Origin of the sequence: Actinacidiphila sp. bgisy160, from assembly GCF_965342435.1 — a bacterium.
In the GTDB taxonomy this organism is placed as follows: domain Bacteria; phylum Actinomycetota; class Actinomycetes; order Streptomycetales; family Streptomycetaceae; genus Actinacidiphila.
This window is the reverse complement of the sequence record NZ_CBDRCM010000007.1, coordinates 45,288-60,925: the sequence shown is the minus strand read 5'-3', so window position 1 is coordinate 60,925 and position 15,638 is coordinate 45,288. Positions and strand designations below refer to the sequence as shown.

The window sequence follows — 15,638 nt, the reverse complement described above, 5'->3', positions numbered from 1 at the left end:
CAGGCGCGAACAAGCCGCACACGACAACCCGGCGGAACAACGACGCACCCCGGGTCAGGCGACCCCGTCGGGGTGAGGCAACAGCACCACACGGTGCGCCCCCGCGTCCGCGGCCAGCGAACTGTCGCACGCCGCGACGACCGTGATCCCCGCGGCCGCCACCCGCCGCAGCTCGCTCCACGCGCCGCGGCTGATGACGGTCGTCGTGACGGAGGGACCCCGGCTCCAGGGCGCGCTGTTGAGGGCGAGCTGCAGTGCCGACCGCTGCGGCCCCGGCGGGCCGACCACAGCGATCAGTTCGCCCGTGGGCGTGGACAGATCGGCTCCCGTGGCGGTGGGGGTGGGGGTTGCCATGTCTGCCCCTCTCCTCGTTCTGGCCGGTATACGAGCAATGAGTGTTTTACTCGGGGATCGACCCAGGTTTACCAAGGATTGGGCGGGATCAGGGGCGCGGCACTCCGGGAACCCCGGGTGCGGTGCGGACGGCGGCCGCCTGTGCGGGCACCCGGGGCGCGTCCCTGTGGAGCACGAGCAGCGCCATGTCGTCGGTGAGTCGCCCTCGCGTGTGCCGCAGGAACGAGGCCCGCACCGCGTCGACCAGCGTCCGCGCGCACAACGAGCCGCCCCGGGCGGCCGACTGGGCGGCGCCCTCCAGGACCGGCAGCAGGGGGAAGAACTCCCCGGCGCTGTCCCGGGCGTCCATCACGCCGTCGGTGTGCAGGAACAGCGCCTGGCCGGGGAGGAGTTCACCGCAGGCGACGGACTTCGCGTCCGGGCCGGGGTCGAACAGGCCGAGCGGCGGGAACGGTTCGCCGGTCTCCAGCGGGCGGGCGCGCAGCCGCCCGGGGCGGTCGGGGAAGAGCCGGTACGGCTGCGGATGGCCGCAGTTGATGACCTGGACCTCGCAGTCCTCGCCCAGTTCGAGCAGCATCAGGGTCACGAACTCCTCGGCGGCGTGCGAACGTCCCCGCAGGTGCCGGTGGAGCGCCCGGTCCAGGCGCCGGAGCACGCCCCCGAGCTCAGGCTCGTCGTGCGCGGCCTCGCGGAAGCTGCCGAGCAGCGCGGCGACGGTGCCGATGGCCTCGAGGCCGTGGCCGCGTACGTCGCCGATGACCGCGCGAACCCCGAAGGGCGTGGCGAGCACCTCGTAGAGATCGCCGCCGATGCGGGCGCCGCGGCTGGCCGAGAGGTAGTCGCCGGCCACCGCGAACTCGTTGACGCGCATTGGCAGCGGGGGCAGCAGCACCTGCTGGGTGGCGACGGCGATCTCCCGGGTGCGGTCGAGTTCGGCGGCGAGCCTGGCCCTGCGGTGGACGAGCAGGAAGCAGACGGCCAGGACGGCGAGGACGGCGGCCTCGGTGCCGAGCCGCGCTCCGGTGTCCGGGACGGCGACGGCCGCCACGGCGAGCGCGCCGCCGGCCAGGACGCAGCGGCGGCGTCCCGTCCCGACGCAGGCGATCACGGGGGCCGCGACCGCGGCCGGCGCCCACTGGACACCCCCGGGCACCGCGTACACCAGCCCCAGCACCCCGGCCACCCACAGCCCCGGCAGCGACAAAAGCGCCCACCCCCGTGCCCGGCCGGTACCCCGGCGGCTCACTGCCCTGGGTCGGATCATGCCTCGGGGCTCCCCCTGAAGCCGCTGACGCGGCCGGCGACGACACAGCCCCCGCGTCGAGTGGGCCCTGGTCCGCGATCGATTGTGGCGACTGCGCGCGACGAACCGGATACCCAGTGGAGCCACTTCACCCGATCGGACTACGTGACCGGCGGGAAACGCCTGTGGGGCGCCCCCGGCGGACCGGGGGCGCCCCACAGGAACGCGACGCGCGGGCGTCAGGCGCCGCGCAGGGCCGCTCCGGTGTGCTCGGCCGCGGCGGCGACGGCCGCGTCACGGGCCGCGGAGGCCTCCTCCGCGGTGAGCGTGCGGTCCGGGGCGCGGAAGCGCAGGCTGTACGCCAGCGACTTCTTGCCCGCACCGATCTGCTCACCGGTGAAGATGTCGAACAGCCGCAGCGATTCGAGCAGTTCGCCGGCGCCGGAGCGCAGGGCGCCCTCGACCTCGGCGGCCGGTACGGAGGCGTCCACGACCAGGGCGACGTCCTGGGTGGCCACCGGGAAGGTGGACACTCGGGGCGCGACGACCGGGCCGCCGGCGGCCCGCTCCAGGCGGTCGAGGTCGATCTCCATGGCGGAGGTGCGCTCCGGCAGGTGCAGCGCCTTGGTCACCCGGGGGTGCAGCTCGCCGGCGTTGCCGACCAGCACCTCCTCGCCCTCGACGACCGCGAGGAGCGCGGCGCAGCGCCCGGGGTGGAAGGGTGCCTGCTGGTCCTGGCGGACGATCAGCTCGACGCCCGCCTCGCCGGCGACGACCCGTCCGGCCTCGATCGCGTCGGCCCACTGCGCGGGACGGCCCTGGCCCCACCAGCCGGCCTGCTCACGACCGCCGGCCAGGACGACCGCGACGCGCCGCGGCTGCCGCGGCAGGGATGCGTCGAGCGCGGCGATCTCGGCGTCGGTCGGGCGCCGGTCGACCGGCAGCCGCGGCGGCGCGGGCTCCTCGCCGCTGGGGCGGAAGACCAGGCCGGTCTCGAAGAGCGCGAGGTCGTGCGCGCCGCGGCCGACGTTGCGGCGCAGGGCGGCGAGCAGGCCGGGCAGCATGGTCGTGCGGAGCGCGGGCTCCTCGTCGGACAGCGGGTTGGCCAGCTTGACGGTGATGCGGCGCGGGTCGTCCGCGTCGAGGCCGAGCTGGTCGAAGACGGCCTCGCCGAGGAACGGGTAGTTCTGCACCTCGACGTAGCCGGCCCCGGCGAGCGCCCGGCCGACCCGGCGGCGCAGCTTCTGCGACTCGGTCAGACCGCGGCCGGAGGGCAGTTTCGGCAGGGTGGAGGGCAGGTTCTCATAGCCCTCCAGCCGGATGACCTCCTCGGCGAGGTCGTTGGGGTCGCGCAGGTCGGGGCGCCACGACGGCACGGTGACGATCAGCTCGTCGGCGCCGTAGACGTCGCAGCCGACCTGCTGCAGCCGGCGCACCACGGTCTCGCGGCCGTACGCCATGCCCGCCACCTTGTCCGGGTGGTCGGCGGGGATGGTGATCGTGTGCGGCGCGGAGGGCGCGATGACCTCGGTGACGCCGGCCTCGGCGGTGCCGCCCGCGAGCAGCACCAGCAGGTCGACGGTGCGCTGCGCGGCGGCGGCCGCGGCCTGCGGGTCCACGCCGCGCTCGAAGCGCTTGGACGCCTCGGAGGACAGCTTGTGCCGGCGCGCGGTGCGGGCGATGGCGACCGGGTCGAAGTGCGCGGCCTCGATGACGACGTCGGTCGTCGAGGCGCCGGTGTCGTCGATCTCGGTGTTGGCGCCGCCCATGACCCCGGCCAGGCCGATCGGCCCGCGGTTGTCGGTGATCACCAGGTCCTCCGGGTCGAGGACGCGGACCTGGCCGTCGAGCGTGGTCAGCTTCTCGCCCGGCTGGGCCCGGCGGACGCCGATGGCGCCCTCGATGCGGTGCCGGTCGTACGCGTGCAGGGGCTGGCCCAGCTCCAGCATCACGTAGTTGGTGACGTCCACGGCGAGCGAGATCGGCCGCATGCCGGCCTTCTGCAGCCTGCGCTGCAGCCAGATCGGCGAGCCGGCCTCCGGGTCCAGTCCGGTGACGGTGCGCGCGGTGAAGCGGTCGCAGCCGACCGGGTCGGCGACCTTCACCTCGTAGCCGTAGGAGTTCGGGCCGGGCACGTCGAGCAGCGCCGGGTCGCGCAGCGGCAGACCGTAGGCGATGGCGGCCTCGCGGGCGACGCCCCGCATCGACAGGCAGTAGCCGCGGTCCGGGGTGACCGCGATGTCGAGCACCTCGTCGACCAGCTCCAGCAGCTCGACGGCGTCGGTGCCGGCCTCGTGCTCCGGCGGCAGGACGATGATGCCGTCGTGGTCGTCGCCCATGCCGAGCTCGCGGGCGGAGCAGATCATGCCGTGCGAGTTGCGGCCGTAGGTCTTGCGCGCGGAGATCTCGAAGTTCCCGGGCAGGACGCCACCGGGGAGGATGACGACGACCTTGTCGCCGACGGCGAAGTTGGTCGCGCCGCAGACGATCTCCTGCGGCTCGCCGGTGCCGTTGGCGGTGCCGACGTCGACGGTGCAGAAGCGGATCGGCTTCTTGAACCCGGTCAGCTCCTCGATGGTGAGCACCTTGCCCACCACCAGCGGGCCCTTGAGCCCGGCGCCGAGCTGCTCGACGGTCTCGACCTCGAGGCCGGCGGAAATGAGCTTGGCCTGGACGTCGCGGCCGGACTCGCCGGCGGGCAGGTCGACGTACTCCCGCAGCCAAGAAAGCGGGACCCGCATCAGATCTCCATCCCGAACGGAAGGGTGAAGCGCACGTCACCCTCGACGATGTCTCGCATGTCCTCGACGTTGTGACGGAACATCAGCATGCGCTCGATGCCGAAGCCGAAGGCGAAACCGCTGTACTTCTCCGGGTCGACGCCGCAGGCGGTGAGCACCCGGGGGTTGACCATGCCGCAGCCGCCGAGCTCGATCCAGCCCTCGCTGCCGCAGGTGCGGCAGGGACGGTCCGGGTTGCCGACGGACTCGCCGCGGCAGACGTAGCAGACCATGTCCATCTCGGCGGACGGCTCGGTGAAGGGGAAGTAGTTGGGGCGCAGCCGGGTCGTGATGTCCTCACCGAAGAGCGACTGGACCATGTGGTCCAGGGTGCCCTTGAGGTCCGCCATGGTCAGGCCCTCGTCCACGGCGAGCAGCTCGACCTGGTTGAACACCGGGGTGTGCGTGGCGTCCAGCTCGTCCGAGCGGTAGACCCGGCCGGGGCAGATCACGTAGACCGGCGGCTCGCGGTCGAGCAGCGAGCGGATCTGCACCGGGGAGGTGTGCGTGCGCAGCACGACACCGCTCTCCTCCGGGGCGGAGCCGGCGGGCTTGTCGCCCTCGACGAAGAACGTGTCCTGCATGGTGCGGGCCGGGTGGTCCGCCCAGATGTTGAGGGCGTCGAAGTTGAACCACTCGGCCTCGACCTCGGGGCCCTCGGCCACCTCGTAGCCCATGGCCACGAAGATGTCCTCGATGCGCTCGGAGAGCGTGGTCAGCGGGTGCCGGGCGCCGCGCGGGGCGCGGTCGTACGGCAGGGTGACGTCCACCGCCTCCTCGACCAGCACACGCTCGTCGCGCTCGTTCTCCAGCACCTCCTGCCGGGCCTTGAGCGCCTGGTTGACCGCGCCGCGGGCCTGGCCGACGCGCTTGCCGGCCTCCGCCTTCGCGTGCGGCGGCAGCGCGCCGATCTCACGGTTGGCCAGGGCGAGCGGCGAGCGGTCCCCGGTGTGGGCCACCTTGACCTCGCGCAGCGCGTCAAGGTCGGCGGCCTCGGCGATCGCGGCGAGCGCCTCGTCGCGCCGGCGCTCGATCTCTTCCGGTTTCAGTGCCTCGACCTCGACAGGGTCGTACGACTTGTTCGGTGCCGACATTTCTTCCCGTTCCGATGTGGGTGATGGCGTGGCCGACCTGCCTGCCCGACCGCTGAATGCCAAGGGTCGAGTCTATCGGGGCCACGGGGAGCGGCTGGTCACGCCCGTCGGGGCCGGTGGATCACCACGCGATGCTCAGGCCGTGAAGGCCGGCGCCCCGACGGGCAGGATAAATCGGAACTGGGCGCCCTTGCCGGGCGCGCGGCCCACGGTGATCGTGCCGCCGTGGGCCTCGACGATGCCCTTGACGATGTACAGCCCCAGGCCCGTGCCACCGCGTTTGCTGCCCCGCCAGAAGCGGGTGAAGACGCGGTTCATGGACTCCTCCGGGATGCCGGGGCCCTCGTCGCTCACGGTCACTGCCGTTCCGGACCATCCGCGCTCGCGCGGCGACGACGAGGGTGCTACGTCAATGGTGACAGTTCCCTCGCCGTGGCGCACGGCGTTTTCCAGCAGGTTGCCCAGGATCTGGTCGACCTTGTCGGGGTCGGCCCACAGCGAGGGCAGTGACTGCGTCACCCGTACGGCGAAGCGGTCCGCGGGCTGTCCGGCGGCGACGAGGGCGTCCACGTGGCGCCGCACCGCGGCGGCGATGTCGACCGGCTGGCGGCGTACCTCCAGGCGGCCGGAGTCGATGCGGGAGATGTCGAGCAGCTCGGCGATCAGCCGGGTGACGCGGCCCGCGTCGGCGTGCACGGTCTCCAGCATGAGCTTCTTCTGGTCCTCGGTGAAGCGTTCCCACTTTGCCAGCAGGGTGGCGGTGAAGCCCTTCACGGAGGTGAGCGGGGAGCGCAGCTCGTGCGCGACGGTGGCGATCAGCTCGGCATGGCTGCGCTCGGTGCGCCGCCGCGCCTCGGTGCCGCGCAGCGCGACGACCAGCCGGCGCACCGGGCCGGTGGGGTCGTCGCGGACGTACCTGGCGGAGACCAGCACCTCGCGGCCGCCGGGGAGCAGCAGGTTACGCTCGGGCTGCCCGGTGCGGGTGGCCAGGCCCTCGTAGGGGTCGGTGAGCTGCCACCAGCGGCGTCCGTCCAGGTCCTCCAGGGGAAGTGCCTGCTCGATGGGGCGGCCGACGACGTCGGCGGGGTCGAGCGCGGTGATCCGGGCGGCGGCCGCGTTGAAGCAGAGCACGAGGCCGTGCTCGTCGGCGACGACGAGGCCGTCCGGGAGCTCGTCGGGTGTGATGCCGAAGTGGGTCAGGACAGTCGGCCAGCCCTCCGGCGCGCTCGGCGGCGTGCCGCCGGTCGTCCTGACGTCCATCCCCGTAACCCCCTCTCCAGGGCGGTCCCCGAGGGCGTCACATTACTAGCTCATGGTTACCGTGCGGCACCCTCCGGGAGCGCGCTGCGCGCGGGCGGAGGCGTAGAGGCACACGGCGGCTGCCGTGGCGAGGTTGAGGCTCTCGGCACGACCGTGGATGGGCACGCGCACCACCTCGTCCGCGAGTGCGCGGGTCTCCTCCGGCAGGCCCCAGGCCTCGTTGCCGAAGATCCAGGCGGTGGGGCCGCCCATCGTGCCCTCGTCCAGTTCGGCGTCCAGGTCGCGCTCCCCCGCGCCGTCGGCGGCGAGCAGCCGTACGCCGGCCCCGCGCAGGCCGTCGACCACGGTCTCCATGGGGACGCCGACGGCGACGGGAAGGTGGAAGAGACTGCCGACGGACGCCCGGACGGCCTTGGGGTTGTACAGGTCGACGGAGGCGTCGGTGAGGACGACCGCCTCCGCCCCGGCGGCGTCCGCGCAGCGCAGCACGGTGCCGGCGTTGCCGGGGTCGCGCACGTGGGCCAGCACGGCGACGAGCTTCGGCCGGGCGCGCAGGACCTCCTCGAACGGGGTGTCCAGGAAGCGGCACAGGCCGATGACACCCTGCGGGGTGACGGTGTCCGACATCTCGGCGACGACCTCGTCGGTCGCGGTGAACACGGGCACCCGGGCGGCGCGGGCCGCGGCGACGATGTCGGCGTGCCGGGCGGCGGCCTCGGGGGTGACGTAGACCTCGACCAGGTGGGCCATGGCCTCGCGCACGGCCTGCGGGCCCTCGGCGAGGAAGCGCCGCTCCTTGCCGCGGAAGCTGCGCCTGGCCAGCCGCCGGGCGGCCACGACGCGGGGGGATCGCAGGGAGGTCAGCTCGGGGCCGGGCATGGGGGTGCACTCACTTCGGTCGGGGTCCGGCCGGACGCGCGGCGCGGCGCTCCGGAACACAGCACGGACCCGCAGGCACACGGGCCTGCGGGTCCGGAAGAGCGTGGGTCAGGCCGCCTTGGGGGCGTTGACGTCGCTCGGCAGGGCCTTCTGGGCCACCTCGACCAGCGCGGCGAACGCGTTGGCGTCGTTCACGGCCAGCTCGGCAAGGATCTTGCGGTCCACCTCGACGTTGGCGGCCTTCAGACCCTGGATGAAGCGGTTGTAGGTGATGCCGTTGGCGCGGGCAGCGGCGTTGATGCGCTGGATCCACAGCTGACGGAAGTCGCCCTTGCGCTTCTTGCGGTCGTTGTAGTTGTAGACGAGGGAGTGGGTGACCTGCTCCTTCGCCTTGCGGTACAGGCGGGAACGCTGGCCGCGGTAACCGCTGGCCTGCTCGAGGATCGCCCGGCGCTTCTTCTGGGCGTTGACTGCCCGCTTGACGCGTGCCACTAGATAACTCCTTCTGGGGGGCCGTGGGGGTGCTCACACGGCCCGAAAACGAATGGGTCCCGGTCCAGCATCGCGCCCCCTGGTCGAAGGGGGCGTGCCGTCACTTGCCGAGAAGCTTCTTGATCTTCTTGGCGTCGGGCTTGGCCAGGACGACAGTGCCGGTGAGGGCACGGGTCTTCGTCGACGGCTTGTGCTCAAGCAGGTGGCGCTTGCCGGCGCGCTCGCGGATCACCTTGCCGGAGCCGGTGATCTTGAATCGCTTGCTCGCACCGCTGTGGGTCTTGTTCTTCGGCATGCGCCGTAGTCTCCTCGTCGCTGGCCCTCCCGTCCGCCCTGGAGCGGACGGAGAGCGTCAGTCCTTCATTGCGTTACCCGGAGCGGGACTCCGGGTCCTGGCAACGCCGTCAGACGGCGTCAGCTGGCGTCGGCGGGAGCGTCCTGCTCGTGCTCCTGCTCCTGCTCATCGGGGTCCTTCGGCAGGCGACCGGCCTTGCGGGCGGCCTGCGCCTCGCGGGCCTCGGCCATCGCCTCGGTCTTCTTCTTGTGCGGACCGAGAACCATGATCATGTTGCGGCCGTCCTGCTTCGGCGAGGACTCCACGAAGCCCAGGTCCTGGACGTCGTCGGCAAGCCGCTGCAGCAGTCGGAAACCCAGCTCCGGGCGCGACTGCTCACGACCGCGGAACATGATCGTGATCTTGACCTTGTCGCCCTGCTTGAGGAACCGGACGACATGACCCTTCTTGGTGTCATAGTCGTGCGGATCGATCTTCGGCCGGAGCTTCATCTCCTTGATGACCGTGTGCGCCTGGTTCTTGCGCGCCTCACGGGCCTTCATGGCCGACTCGTACTTGAACTTGCCGTAGTCCATGAGCTTGCAGACCGGCGGACGTGCGGTCGCCGCCACCTCGACCAGGTCGAGGTCGTACTCCTGCGCAAGCTCCAGTGCCTTGGCAAGCGGCACGATGCCGACCTGCTCGCCACTGGGACCGACGAGTCGCACCTCGGGGACGCGAATCCGGTCGTTGATGCGGGGCTCGGCGCTGATGGGGCCTCCTCGGTAGCACCACGCGACTGACTGGATTGACAGCCGCGTAACGTCTGAAACTTGGTCCGGCCCGTGAGGAGGCGTGAAAAACGCCCCGTACGGGTCACAGGCGGATGCTCCTCACAACCGGGAGCACCGCCGCGGAATTCCCGCGGGGCGCGTCGGGAGCCGCGTCCTCGTCCGGGGACACGGCACCTGACCGGTGACCCGCCGGCCTGCTGGGGCCGGCTAGGTGGGAGATCGGAGCCTCCACTTGTGGGCTGGAGCGCTCCGTTTCCATGACGTCCACGGGGTGTCCAGCCGGTCGATCGTCAAGCATACCAGTCTCCGCCCGCAGACCGTAATCGGCCGACGTGGCCCTATCGTGTGAGGTATGAGTGACGCCAGCCCCCAGCACGAGTCCCCCTCCGCCGACCGCCCCGACTTCGACACGCTGACCCGCGACATCGCGGACGTCCCGGCGGTCGAGGTGATCACCACGGTCGCGGTGCACCTGATGAGCGCGGCGGCGGTGAACCTCGGCCTCGCGGAGGACGGCGAGCGGCACAAGGACCTCGACGAGGCACGCAAGCTGATCACCGCGCTGGCCGGCCTGGTCACCGCCGGCGCGACCGAGATCGGCTCCTACCACGCCGCTCCGCTGCGGGACGGACTGAAGTCGCTGCAGCTCGCCTTCCGCGAGGAGTCCGTCGTCCCCGACGCGCCGGGCGAGGGCCCGGGCGAGAAGTTCACCGGCCCCGTCCACGGCTAGGACCCCGCCCCGCGACGGCGCCGCCCCGACGGGCGGCGCCGTCAGCGCGTGAAGAGCGGTTCGCCGGGGAGCCGGGTGTCAGCGGGGAGCAGCGCCAGCTCGATGCCGCGTACGAGCGCGCCGCGCAGCACCTCGTCCGCCGCGAGCGTCGCCGAGACGCGCTGCGCGACCTGACGCACGTCGGCGCCCGGGTCCAGGACCAGTCCCAGGGTGCCGTCGGAGCCGGCGGAGGGGACGAGGTGCGCACGGACCACCTCCGGCGCCGTCCTGACCGCGGCCCGCAGCGCCTCGCGGACCGCGGGGTCGGACAGCGGGTCCGCGCCCGCCCGGCCCGAGGCGACGGCGCGCAGCGCGGCGCCGTTCAGGGCGTACGGCACGGGCCCGGCCAGGTCGATCAGGAGGGTGTCGGCCTCCTCGTGCGCCAGCGCCTGCAGTGCCTGGCCCAGCGGCACGGCGACCGGCCGCGCGTCCGGCCGCCAGCGCGCGAGGGCCTCGGTGGAGGTGAACGCGGGCAGCGCCTTGCGCCCGTCGGCCGCCTGGATGGTGGGCACCGCCATGTCGCTGGTCTTCTCGCGGCGCAGCCCGTCCGGGCCCTCCTCGACCTCGCCGAGCAGCGCCACCACCGGCACCAGGAAGCGCGCGCCCGGAAGGGCCGCCAGTACGCCGGGTTCGGCCGACGGGTCGGCGTCGTACGCGGCGAGCGCCGCCGTGAGCCGGGGGTCGGCGGTGCCGTCGTCGTCGGAGAAGCCGGGGTCGGGGATGTTCTTGAGAGCCACCTCCCGAGGGTATCGGGGATGCCGGGCGGCGATTTCCTCGGCCGGCCGCAGCGGAGTACGACCGGGCTGTGGGACATCAACAGCGTCGGGCGGGTCCGGGCGGGCGGCCGGACCTACCCGGTCGCCGTGGTGTCGCGCGGCAGTACGACCCAGGCCGCGGGTATCACGCTGGTGGAACGGGCCGGACGCGCGGCGGTGGACGCGTTCAGCCGCTCCGCTGGCCGCTCGGGGAGTTCCTGAGCCGGGGCCGCAGCCACAACAGGGCCGCCGCCGCGACCAGTCCGGTGCCGGCGATCACGAAGGCCACGGCGATGCCGTCGCCCAGGGCGTCGCCGTCGGCGGCCGCGGCCGCCTTGGGCGCGTCGGGACCGGCACCGAAGTACTTGCGCGTGTAGGGGACGGCGCTGGGCACGGTGCCCTCGGGCTTGAGCTTCGCCGCCGCCTTCAGCGCGGCCTCGGGGTCCACCAGGCCGTGACCGACGGCGTCGTCGCGGCCGCCCGCCGGGGTGCCCCGGGCGGTGTCCTCCAGCAGCCGCTTCACCTGGGCGGGGCTGAGCCGGGGGTAGGCGGCGCGGACGAGCGCGGCGGTGCCCGACGCATAGGCGGAGGCGGTGCTGGTGCCCCAGCCCTCGTAGTAACGGCGGCTGGGGTCGGCGATCACGACGTCGACACCGGGCGCGGCGACCGTCGCGTACCAGCGGCGGGTGGAGAAGGCGGCGCGGGAGCCGTAGCGGTCGACGGCCGCCACCGCGATGACGCCCGGGTACGCCGCGGGATAGGACACCCGGTTGCCCTGCTCGCCGCCGTTGCCCGCGGAGGCGACGACGACCACGCCCTTGCGGAGGGCGTACTGGATCGCCTCGTCCTCCTGCGCCTCGGGGTGGGCGGTGCGGCTGTCGTCGCCGAGGGAGAGGTTGATGACGTCGGCGCCGTGGTCGGCGGCCCAGCGGATGCCGTCGGCCAGCGCGCTGCCGCGCGTGGTGCGGGCCTTCTTCCGCTGCGGGTCCTTGTCCTCCAGGATCACCCGCACCGGCAGGATCCTGGCCTCCGGGGCGATGCCCAGCACACCCTCGGAACCCCCGGGGCCGTGGCCGTGGCCGGCGATGATCCCGGCCATGCCGGTGCCGTGCCGGGCCCAGGCGGGGTCACCGCGGCGGGCCCCGAAGCCGACCATGTCCTTGCCCTCGAGGACCTGCCCGGTCAGATCCGGGTGGGTGCCGTCCACACCGGTGTCGAGGACGGCGACGGTGACGCCCGCGCCCTTCGTCCGCTGCCACGCCTCCTGCGCGTGCAGGGCGTCAAGCGCCCAGTCCGCGTCGCGTACGGCGTCGGCGTGAGCCGGAAGGACGGGCAGCAGGGCGAGGGCCGCGGCGGCCATGCCGGTGGCCAGCCGCCTCATCCCGCACCTCCCGTCGGGCCGGCGGTCAGCGAGCGCGCGGCGCTGTGGGCCCGGCTGTCGACGGCGTCGGCCAGGGCATCGGCCTCGTGGCCCAGTCCGGCCTGGGCGGGCGCGGCCGTGGCGCCCGCGGTGACAGCCGAGGCGGCGGGCTGCGGAACGGCGATCTCGCGGTCGTCGGCGAAGCCGCTCACCGCGTACACGACGACGGGCAGGTCGGCGGCGACCGTGACCGTCCAGCTGGCGCGCTGGCGGTTGCCGAAACCGGCCGAGACGGTGCCCGGGAAGGCGACCGGACGGGGCATCAGATCGGCGCGGGCGCCGAGGCGTTCGGTTCTCCAGCGGTCGCGCAGCTTGCGCATCGTGGGGGCGTCGGCCTTGGTGACGAGCAGTCCGACCGTGGTCACGGCGCTCGACGTCGCGTCGGTGTAGGTGGCCCGCAGCAGCTTCACGCAGCCCGCGGGGCGCAGCACCCTCGCGAGCAGCGGGTCGAAGGCCTCCCGGCAGTCGCCGGCCGGAGCCACGCCGATCCGCGTCCAGGTGCGTTCGGCGCCTCCCGGGCCGAGGCCCTCGCCGTGCAGGGTGGGCGGGAAGAGCGTGTCGACGGGCGTGCTGTGCCACAGTCCGCGGGCGAGCGCGAAGTCGCGCCTGCTCGCCTCGGCCGCCGTGGGGGTGGGCGCGGCCGGGTCGTGGTTGATCCACACCCCGGCACCGGCGCCGCCGAGCAGGCCGAGGCCCAGCACCAGGCACAGGGCGGCGGCGGCCGTCCGGGGCCGCACCTGGGCGGCGTGCGAGGGCGCCTGCGACGGCCGGGGAGGGTACGGGGGCGGCGCGGAGGGCGGCGCGGGCGAGGACCAGGCCGCGGCCGGCGCATGCCGGGGCGCGGGCGGCATCCCGGGAACGGCGGCGGGCGGCGGGGGCGGTACGGGGCCGGCGGGGTAGGCGACGCCGACGGGGCCCCGCTCGCCCGCGGGCCGCGGGTGCGGGGGCGCCGGCATGGGGGGCGTCCCGTACAGCTCCTGGGGCAGCCCGCCCTCCGGTTCGCCGGCCGCGGGCGGGCCCGCGGCGGCCCACGGCGCGGACGTCCTGCCGGGGGCGGCGGTGGCGGCCCAGTGGGCCGGGGCGGAGGTGTGCGGGGCGGTGCCCGGGGGAGGCGGTATCGGGCGCGGAGGGGACCAGCTCGGCCGGGGGGTCGCTCCCCCGCTGTCGAAACCGGCGCTCACCCGGTGCCCCCTCACGGCCGCACGGCGGTCGGCCCGTTCACACAATGGACTGCGGCGTCACTCTACTGGGCGCGGCGACGTCACGACGTGTCAGTACGGATCACTTGCCCCTACCGCTCGGTAAGGGCATTCTGGCAAGCTTCGCGCATGTCTGATCGCGGAGCAGCTCGCGCCCGGTACGACCGGGCCACCGCCCACCTCGACGCGCCGGTGGCGATCGTGGACCTGGAGGCGTTCGACGCCAACGCGGACGACCTGGTCCGCAGGGCGGGCGGCAAACCGGTCCGGGTCGCGTCCAAGTCGGTGCGCTGCCGCGCGCTCCTGGAGCGGGTGCTGGAGCGGGACGGCTTCGAGGGGATCATGTCGTTCACCCTCGCCGAGTCGCTGTGGCTGGCACGCTCGGGCTTCGACGACGTCCTGCTGGCGTACCCGTCGGCGGATCGTTCCTGCTACGCGGAGCTGGCCGCGGACCCGAAGCTGGCGGCCGCGGTGACGGTCATGGTCGACGACGTGGCGCAGCTCGACCTCATCGACTCCTCGCGCGCGGGCGGCTCCGAGATCGTCCGGGTCTGCCTGGAACTGGACACCTCGCTGAAGATGCTGGGGGGCCGGCTCCGCATCGGGGCGCTGCGCTCCCCGCTCCACCAGCCGGACCAGATGGCCGCGCTGGCCCGCGAGGTGTCCCGGCGGCCCGGGTTCAGGCTGGTGGGGATCATGGCGTACGAGGGCCATGTGGCCGGCGTCGGGGACGCGGTCACCGGCCGGCCGCTGCGCTCGCGCGCGGTGCGGCTGATGCAGGCGACGGCCCGCCGGGAGCTGGCGGCGCGGCGCGCGGAGGTCGTACGGGCGGTGCGGGAGGTGGCGCCCGGACTGGAGTTCGTCAACGGCGGCGGTACGGGCAGCGTGCAGAGCACGGCGGCCGAGGACGCGGTGACCGAGATCGCCGCCGGGTCGGGCCTGTACGTGCCGCGGCTGTTCGACAACTACACCTCCTTCCGGGGCCGTCCGGCGGCGCTGTTCGCGCAGCCCGTGGTGCGGCGCCCGGGCGTGGGCGTCGTCACCGTCCTCGGCGGCGGCTACCCGGCCTCGGGCGCGGCGGGCCGGGACCGGCTACCGGTGCCGCACCTGCCGGAGGGGCTGCGCTACGACCCCCAGGAGGGGCCGGGCGAGGTGCAGACGCCGCTGATCGGGACGGCCGCCGACGACCTGCTGATCGGCGACAAGGTGTGGTTCCGGCACGCCAAGGCCGGCGAACTGTGCGAGCGCTTCGACACGCTGCAACTCATCGAGGGAGACCGGGTGGTGCGGGCCGTGCCGACCTACCGCGGCGAGGGCAAGACGTTCCTTTGACGCGCGGGCACCCCGGCCGGCGGACCGGACCGGGGCGCCCTCGTGCGGGGACGGGGGTCACACGCCGGTGCCGCCCGCGGAGCCCGAGGCCTTGATGCCCTTGGTGATCTCGTCCATCACGGCGAGGCCGGGCGCCTTGGGGTTGACGTCGAAGCCGTAGCGGACCAGCACGAGCTTGCCGGGGTCCTTGGGCGAGGGGAAGACCAGCGACTGCACGTGGCCGTCGTCGCCGTTCTTCGTCACGACCTTCCAGCGGACGTAGTAGCCCTTCTGCCCGGCCACGGTGACCGCGCCGGAGCCGGTCACCTCGTGCGAGGTGATGGCGCCGTAGATCTCGTCGCCGTAGGACTCCGCGGCGTTCCTGGCGATGTCCTCGGTCGCGGCGGCCTTCGGGGTGGTCGCCTTGATGCCCGCGGCGTAGGCGGGCTCCGTGGTGACGCCGCCGCGCACGCAGGTGCGGGAGGAGTCGCCGGGGCAGGCGTAGGGGCCGACGGTCAGGGCGGCACGGCCGTAGCGGTCCGTCGTGCCCTGCCAGCCGTCCGGCACCGGGACGCTGATGCCGTCGAGGGCGTCCACGGCGAAGCCCGGCTCGCTGTCGGGCGCCGGGGAGGGGCCGCCGCCGGGACCGCCGTCCGGGCCGCCGTCGCCGGAGTCGGGGTGGGGCGCGGACGCCGAGGGGCCGGGGGCCGCCGCGGGCGCGTCACCGCCGCGGTTCAGCGCGACGACGCCGCCGATCACCGCGCCCACCACCACGAGCGCGGCGACGACGGCTATCGCGATCACACCACCGCGCCGCCCGCCGCCGCCCCCGCCGGACAGGACGTCGGCGGGGTACGGCGGGGCGCCCGGCGTGCCGGGCGCACCGAACGCGGGGGCGGGGGGCTGGGCGGTGCGGGTGTACTCGGTCCACTCGGTCCCGTCCCACCAGCGCTCCAGAGCGGGCCCGTTGCCTGTCTGCCCGGGTTCTGGGTACCAGCCGGGCGGGGTCGTCAT

General features: G+C 74.0%; 16 protein-coding genes. 3 read left to right on the top strand and 13 right to left on the bottom strand.

What is annotated here, in order from left to right:
* Positions 1-54: 54 nt before the first annotated feature.
* The 9 genes from ACRWNP_RS08960 to infC all read right to left on the bottom strand — a co-directional run bounded on the left by ACRWNP_RS08960 (position 55) and on the right by infC (position 9,185).
* Positions 55-354, bottom strand: a complete 300-nt coding sequence (locus ACRWNP_RS08960) for a hypothetical protein (protein ID WP_431960503.1) — start codon at positions 352-354, stop codon at positions 55-57.
* Between the two features lie 88 nt (positions 355-442).
* On the bottom strand, positions 443-1,618 hold the full coding sequence (locus tag ACRWNP_RS08955; RefSeq protein ID WP_431960502.1) for a PP2C family protein-serine/threonine phosphatase: 1,176 nt from the start codon (positions 1,616-1,618) through the stop codon (positions 443-445).
* 218 nt (positions 1,619-1,836) lie between these two features.
* Positions 1,837-4,338 carry a phenylalanine--tRNA ligase subunit beta gene (pheT, locus tag ACRWNP_RS08950; protein ID WP_431960500.1) on the bottom strand — a complete coding sequence of 834 codons (2,502 nt, stop codon included), beginning with the start codon at positions 4,336-4,338 and terminating at the stop codon, positions 1,837-1,839.
* Positions 4,338-5,471, bottom strand: a complete 1,134-nt coding sequence (gene pheS / locus ACRWNP_RS08945; protein ID WP_431960499.1) for a phenylalanine--tRNA ligase subunit alpha — start codon at positions 5,469-5,471, stop codon at positions 4,338-4,340. Before pheS ends, pheT begins: the two co-directional genes overlap by 1 nt.
* Positions 5,472-5,606: 135 nt before the next feature.
* A complete protein-coding gene (locus tag ACRWNP_RS08940; protein WP_431960498.1) occupies positions 5,607-6,731 on the bottom strand; it encodes an ATP-binding protein in 1,125 nt (374 codons plus the stop codon).
* Between the two features lie 45 nt (positions 6,732-6,776).
* Positions 6,777-7,610 carry a TrmH family RNA methyltransferase gene (locus ACRWNP_RS08935; protein ID WP_431960496.1) on the bottom strand — a complete coding sequence of 278 codons (834 nt, stop codon included), beginning with the start codon at positions 7,608-7,610 and terminating at the stop codon, positions 6,777-6,779.
* 108 nt (positions 7,611-7,718) lie between these two features.
* Positions 7,719-8,102, bottom strand: a complete 384-nt coding sequence (gene rplT / locus ACRWNP_RS08930) for a 50S ribosomal protein L20 (RefSeq protein ID WP_018564305.1) — start codon at positions 8,100-8,102, stop codon at positions 7,719-7,721.
* A 100-nt stretch (positions 8,103-8,202) separates the two neighbouring features.
* A complete protein-coding gene (rpmI, locus tag ACRWNP_RS08925; RefSeq protein ID WP_018564306.1) occupies positions 8,203-8,397 on the bottom strand; it encodes a 50S ribosomal protein L35 in 195 nt (64 codons plus the stop codon).
* Between the two features lie 119 nt (positions 8,398-8,516).
* Entirely contained in the window at positions 8,517-9,185 is a 669-nt protein-coding gene (infC, locus tag ACRWNP_RS08920; RefSeq protein WP_431960636.1) for a translation initiation factor IF-3, read from the bottom strand.
* Positions 9,186-9,522: 337 nt separating this feature from the next.
* On the opposite strand from infC, the gene ACRWNP_RS08915 reads away from it, so the two are divergent.
* A complete protein-coding gene (locus ACRWNP_RS08915) occupies positions 9,523-9,900 on the top strand; it encodes a DUF1844 domain-containing protein (RefSeq protein WP_431960495.1) in 378 nt (125 codons plus the stop codon).
* A gap of 41 nt (positions 9,901-9,941) precedes the next feature.
* Here the strand turns inward: ACRWNP_RS08915 and ACRWNP_RS08910 are convergent, their stop codons facing one another.
* Complete coding sequence (locus ACRWNP_RS08910) at positions 9,942-10,676, bottom strand: SseB family protein (RefSeq protein ID WP_431960494.1); 735 nt, start codon at positions 10,674-10,676, stop codon at positions 9,942-9,944.
* A gap of 18 nt (positions 10,677-10,694) precedes the next feature.
* Between ACRWNP_RS08910 and ACRWNP_RS08905 the strand changes: the two genes are divergently transcribed.
* Positions 10,695-10,916, top strand: a complete 222-nt coding sequence (locus ACRWNP_RS08905) for a hypothetical protein (RefSeq protein ID WP_431960493.1) — start codon at positions 10,695-10,697, stop codon at positions 10,914-10,916.
* On the opposite strand, the gene mycP is transcribed toward ACRWNP_RS08905, so the two are convergent.
* Together mycP and ACRWNP_RS08895 are read right to left on the bottom strand one after the other, a co-directional pair.
* A complete protein-coding gene (mycP, locus tag ACRWNP_RS08900; protein WP_431960492.1) occupies positions 10,882-12,075 on the bottom strand; it encodes a type VII secretion-associated serine protease mycosin in 1,194 nt (397 codons plus the stop codon). The two genes, ACRWNP_RS08905 and mycP, sit on opposite strands and share 35 nt — an antisense overlap.
* Entirely contained in the window at positions 12,072-13,295 is a 1,224-nt protein-coding gene (locus tag ACRWNP_RS08895) for a hypothetical protein (RefSeq protein WP_431960491.1), read from the bottom strand. Before ACRWNP_RS08895 ends, mycP begins: the two co-directional genes overlap by 4 nt.
* A gap of 147 nt (positions 13,296-13,442) precedes the next feature.
* On the opposite strand from ACRWNP_RS08895, the gene ACRWNP_RS08890 reads away from it, so the two are divergent.
* The gene (locus tag ACRWNP_RS08890; RefSeq protein ID WP_431960490.1) at positions 13,443-14,645 is read left to right on the top strand and encodes an amino acid deaminase/aldolase; all 1,203 of its coding nucleotides are present in this window, start codon (positions 13,443-13,445) and stop codon (positions 14,643-14,645) included.
* Between the two features lie 57 nt (positions 14,646-14,702).
* Here the strand turns inward: ACRWNP_RS08890 and ACRWNP_RS08885 are convergent, their stop codons facing one another.
* Positions 14,703-15,638, bottom strand: coding sequence for a DUF2510 domain-containing protein (locus tag ACRWNP_RS08885; RefSeq protein ID WP_431960635.1), 936 nt, complete (start codon positions 15,636-15,638; stop codon positions 14,703-14,705).

Coding starts and splice junctions, on each gene's coding strand:
- mycP (WP_431960492.1), bottom strand. CDS start 12,075: ATGAGGCGGCTGGCCACCGGCATGGCCGCCGCGGCCCTCGCCCTGCTG.
- ACRWNP_RS08940 (WP_431960498.1), bottom strand. CDS start 6,731: ATGGACGTCAGGACGACCGGCGGCACGCCGCCGAGCGCGCCGGAGGGC.
- ACRWNP_RS08960 (WP_431960503.1), bottom strand. CDS start 354: ATGGCAACCCCCACCCCCACCGCCACGGGAGCCGATCTGTCCACGCCC.
- ACRWNP_RS08915 (WP_431960495.1), top strand. CDS start 9,523: ATGAGTGACGCCAGCCCCCAGCACGAGTCCCCCTCCGCCGACCGCCCC.
- rpmI (WP_018564306.1), bottom strand. CDS start 8,397: ATGCCGAAGAACAAGACCCACAGCGGTGCGAGCAAGCGATTCAAGATC.
- ACRWNP_RS08905 (WP_431960493.1), top strand. CDS start 10,695: ATGCCGGGCGGCGATTTCCTCGGCCGGCCGCAGCGGAGTACGACCGGG.
- ACRWNP_RS08890 (WP_431960490.1), top strand. CDS start 13,443: ATGTCTGATCGCGGAGCAGCTCGCGCCCGGTACGACCGGGCCACCGCC.
- ACRWNP_RS08885 (WP_431960635.1), bottom strand. CDS start 15,638: ATGACGACCCCGCCCGGCTGGTACCCAGAACCCGGGCAGACAGGCAAC.
- pheS (WP_431960499.1), bottom strand. CDS start 5,471: ATGTCGGCACCGAACAAGTCGTACGACCCTGTCGAGGTCGAGGCACTG.
- ACRWNP_RS08955 (WP_431960502.1), bottom strand. CDS start 1,618: ATGATCCGACCCAGGGCAGTGAGCCGCCGGGGTACCGGCCGGGCACGG.
- pheT (WP_431960500.1), bottom strand. CDS start 4,338: ATGCGGGTCCCGCTTTCTTGGCTGCGGGAGTACGTCGACCTGCCCGCC.
- ACRWNP_RS08935 (WP_431960496.1), bottom strand. CDS start 7,610: ATGCCCGGCCCCGAGCTGACCTCCCTGCGATCCCCCCGCGTCGTGGCC.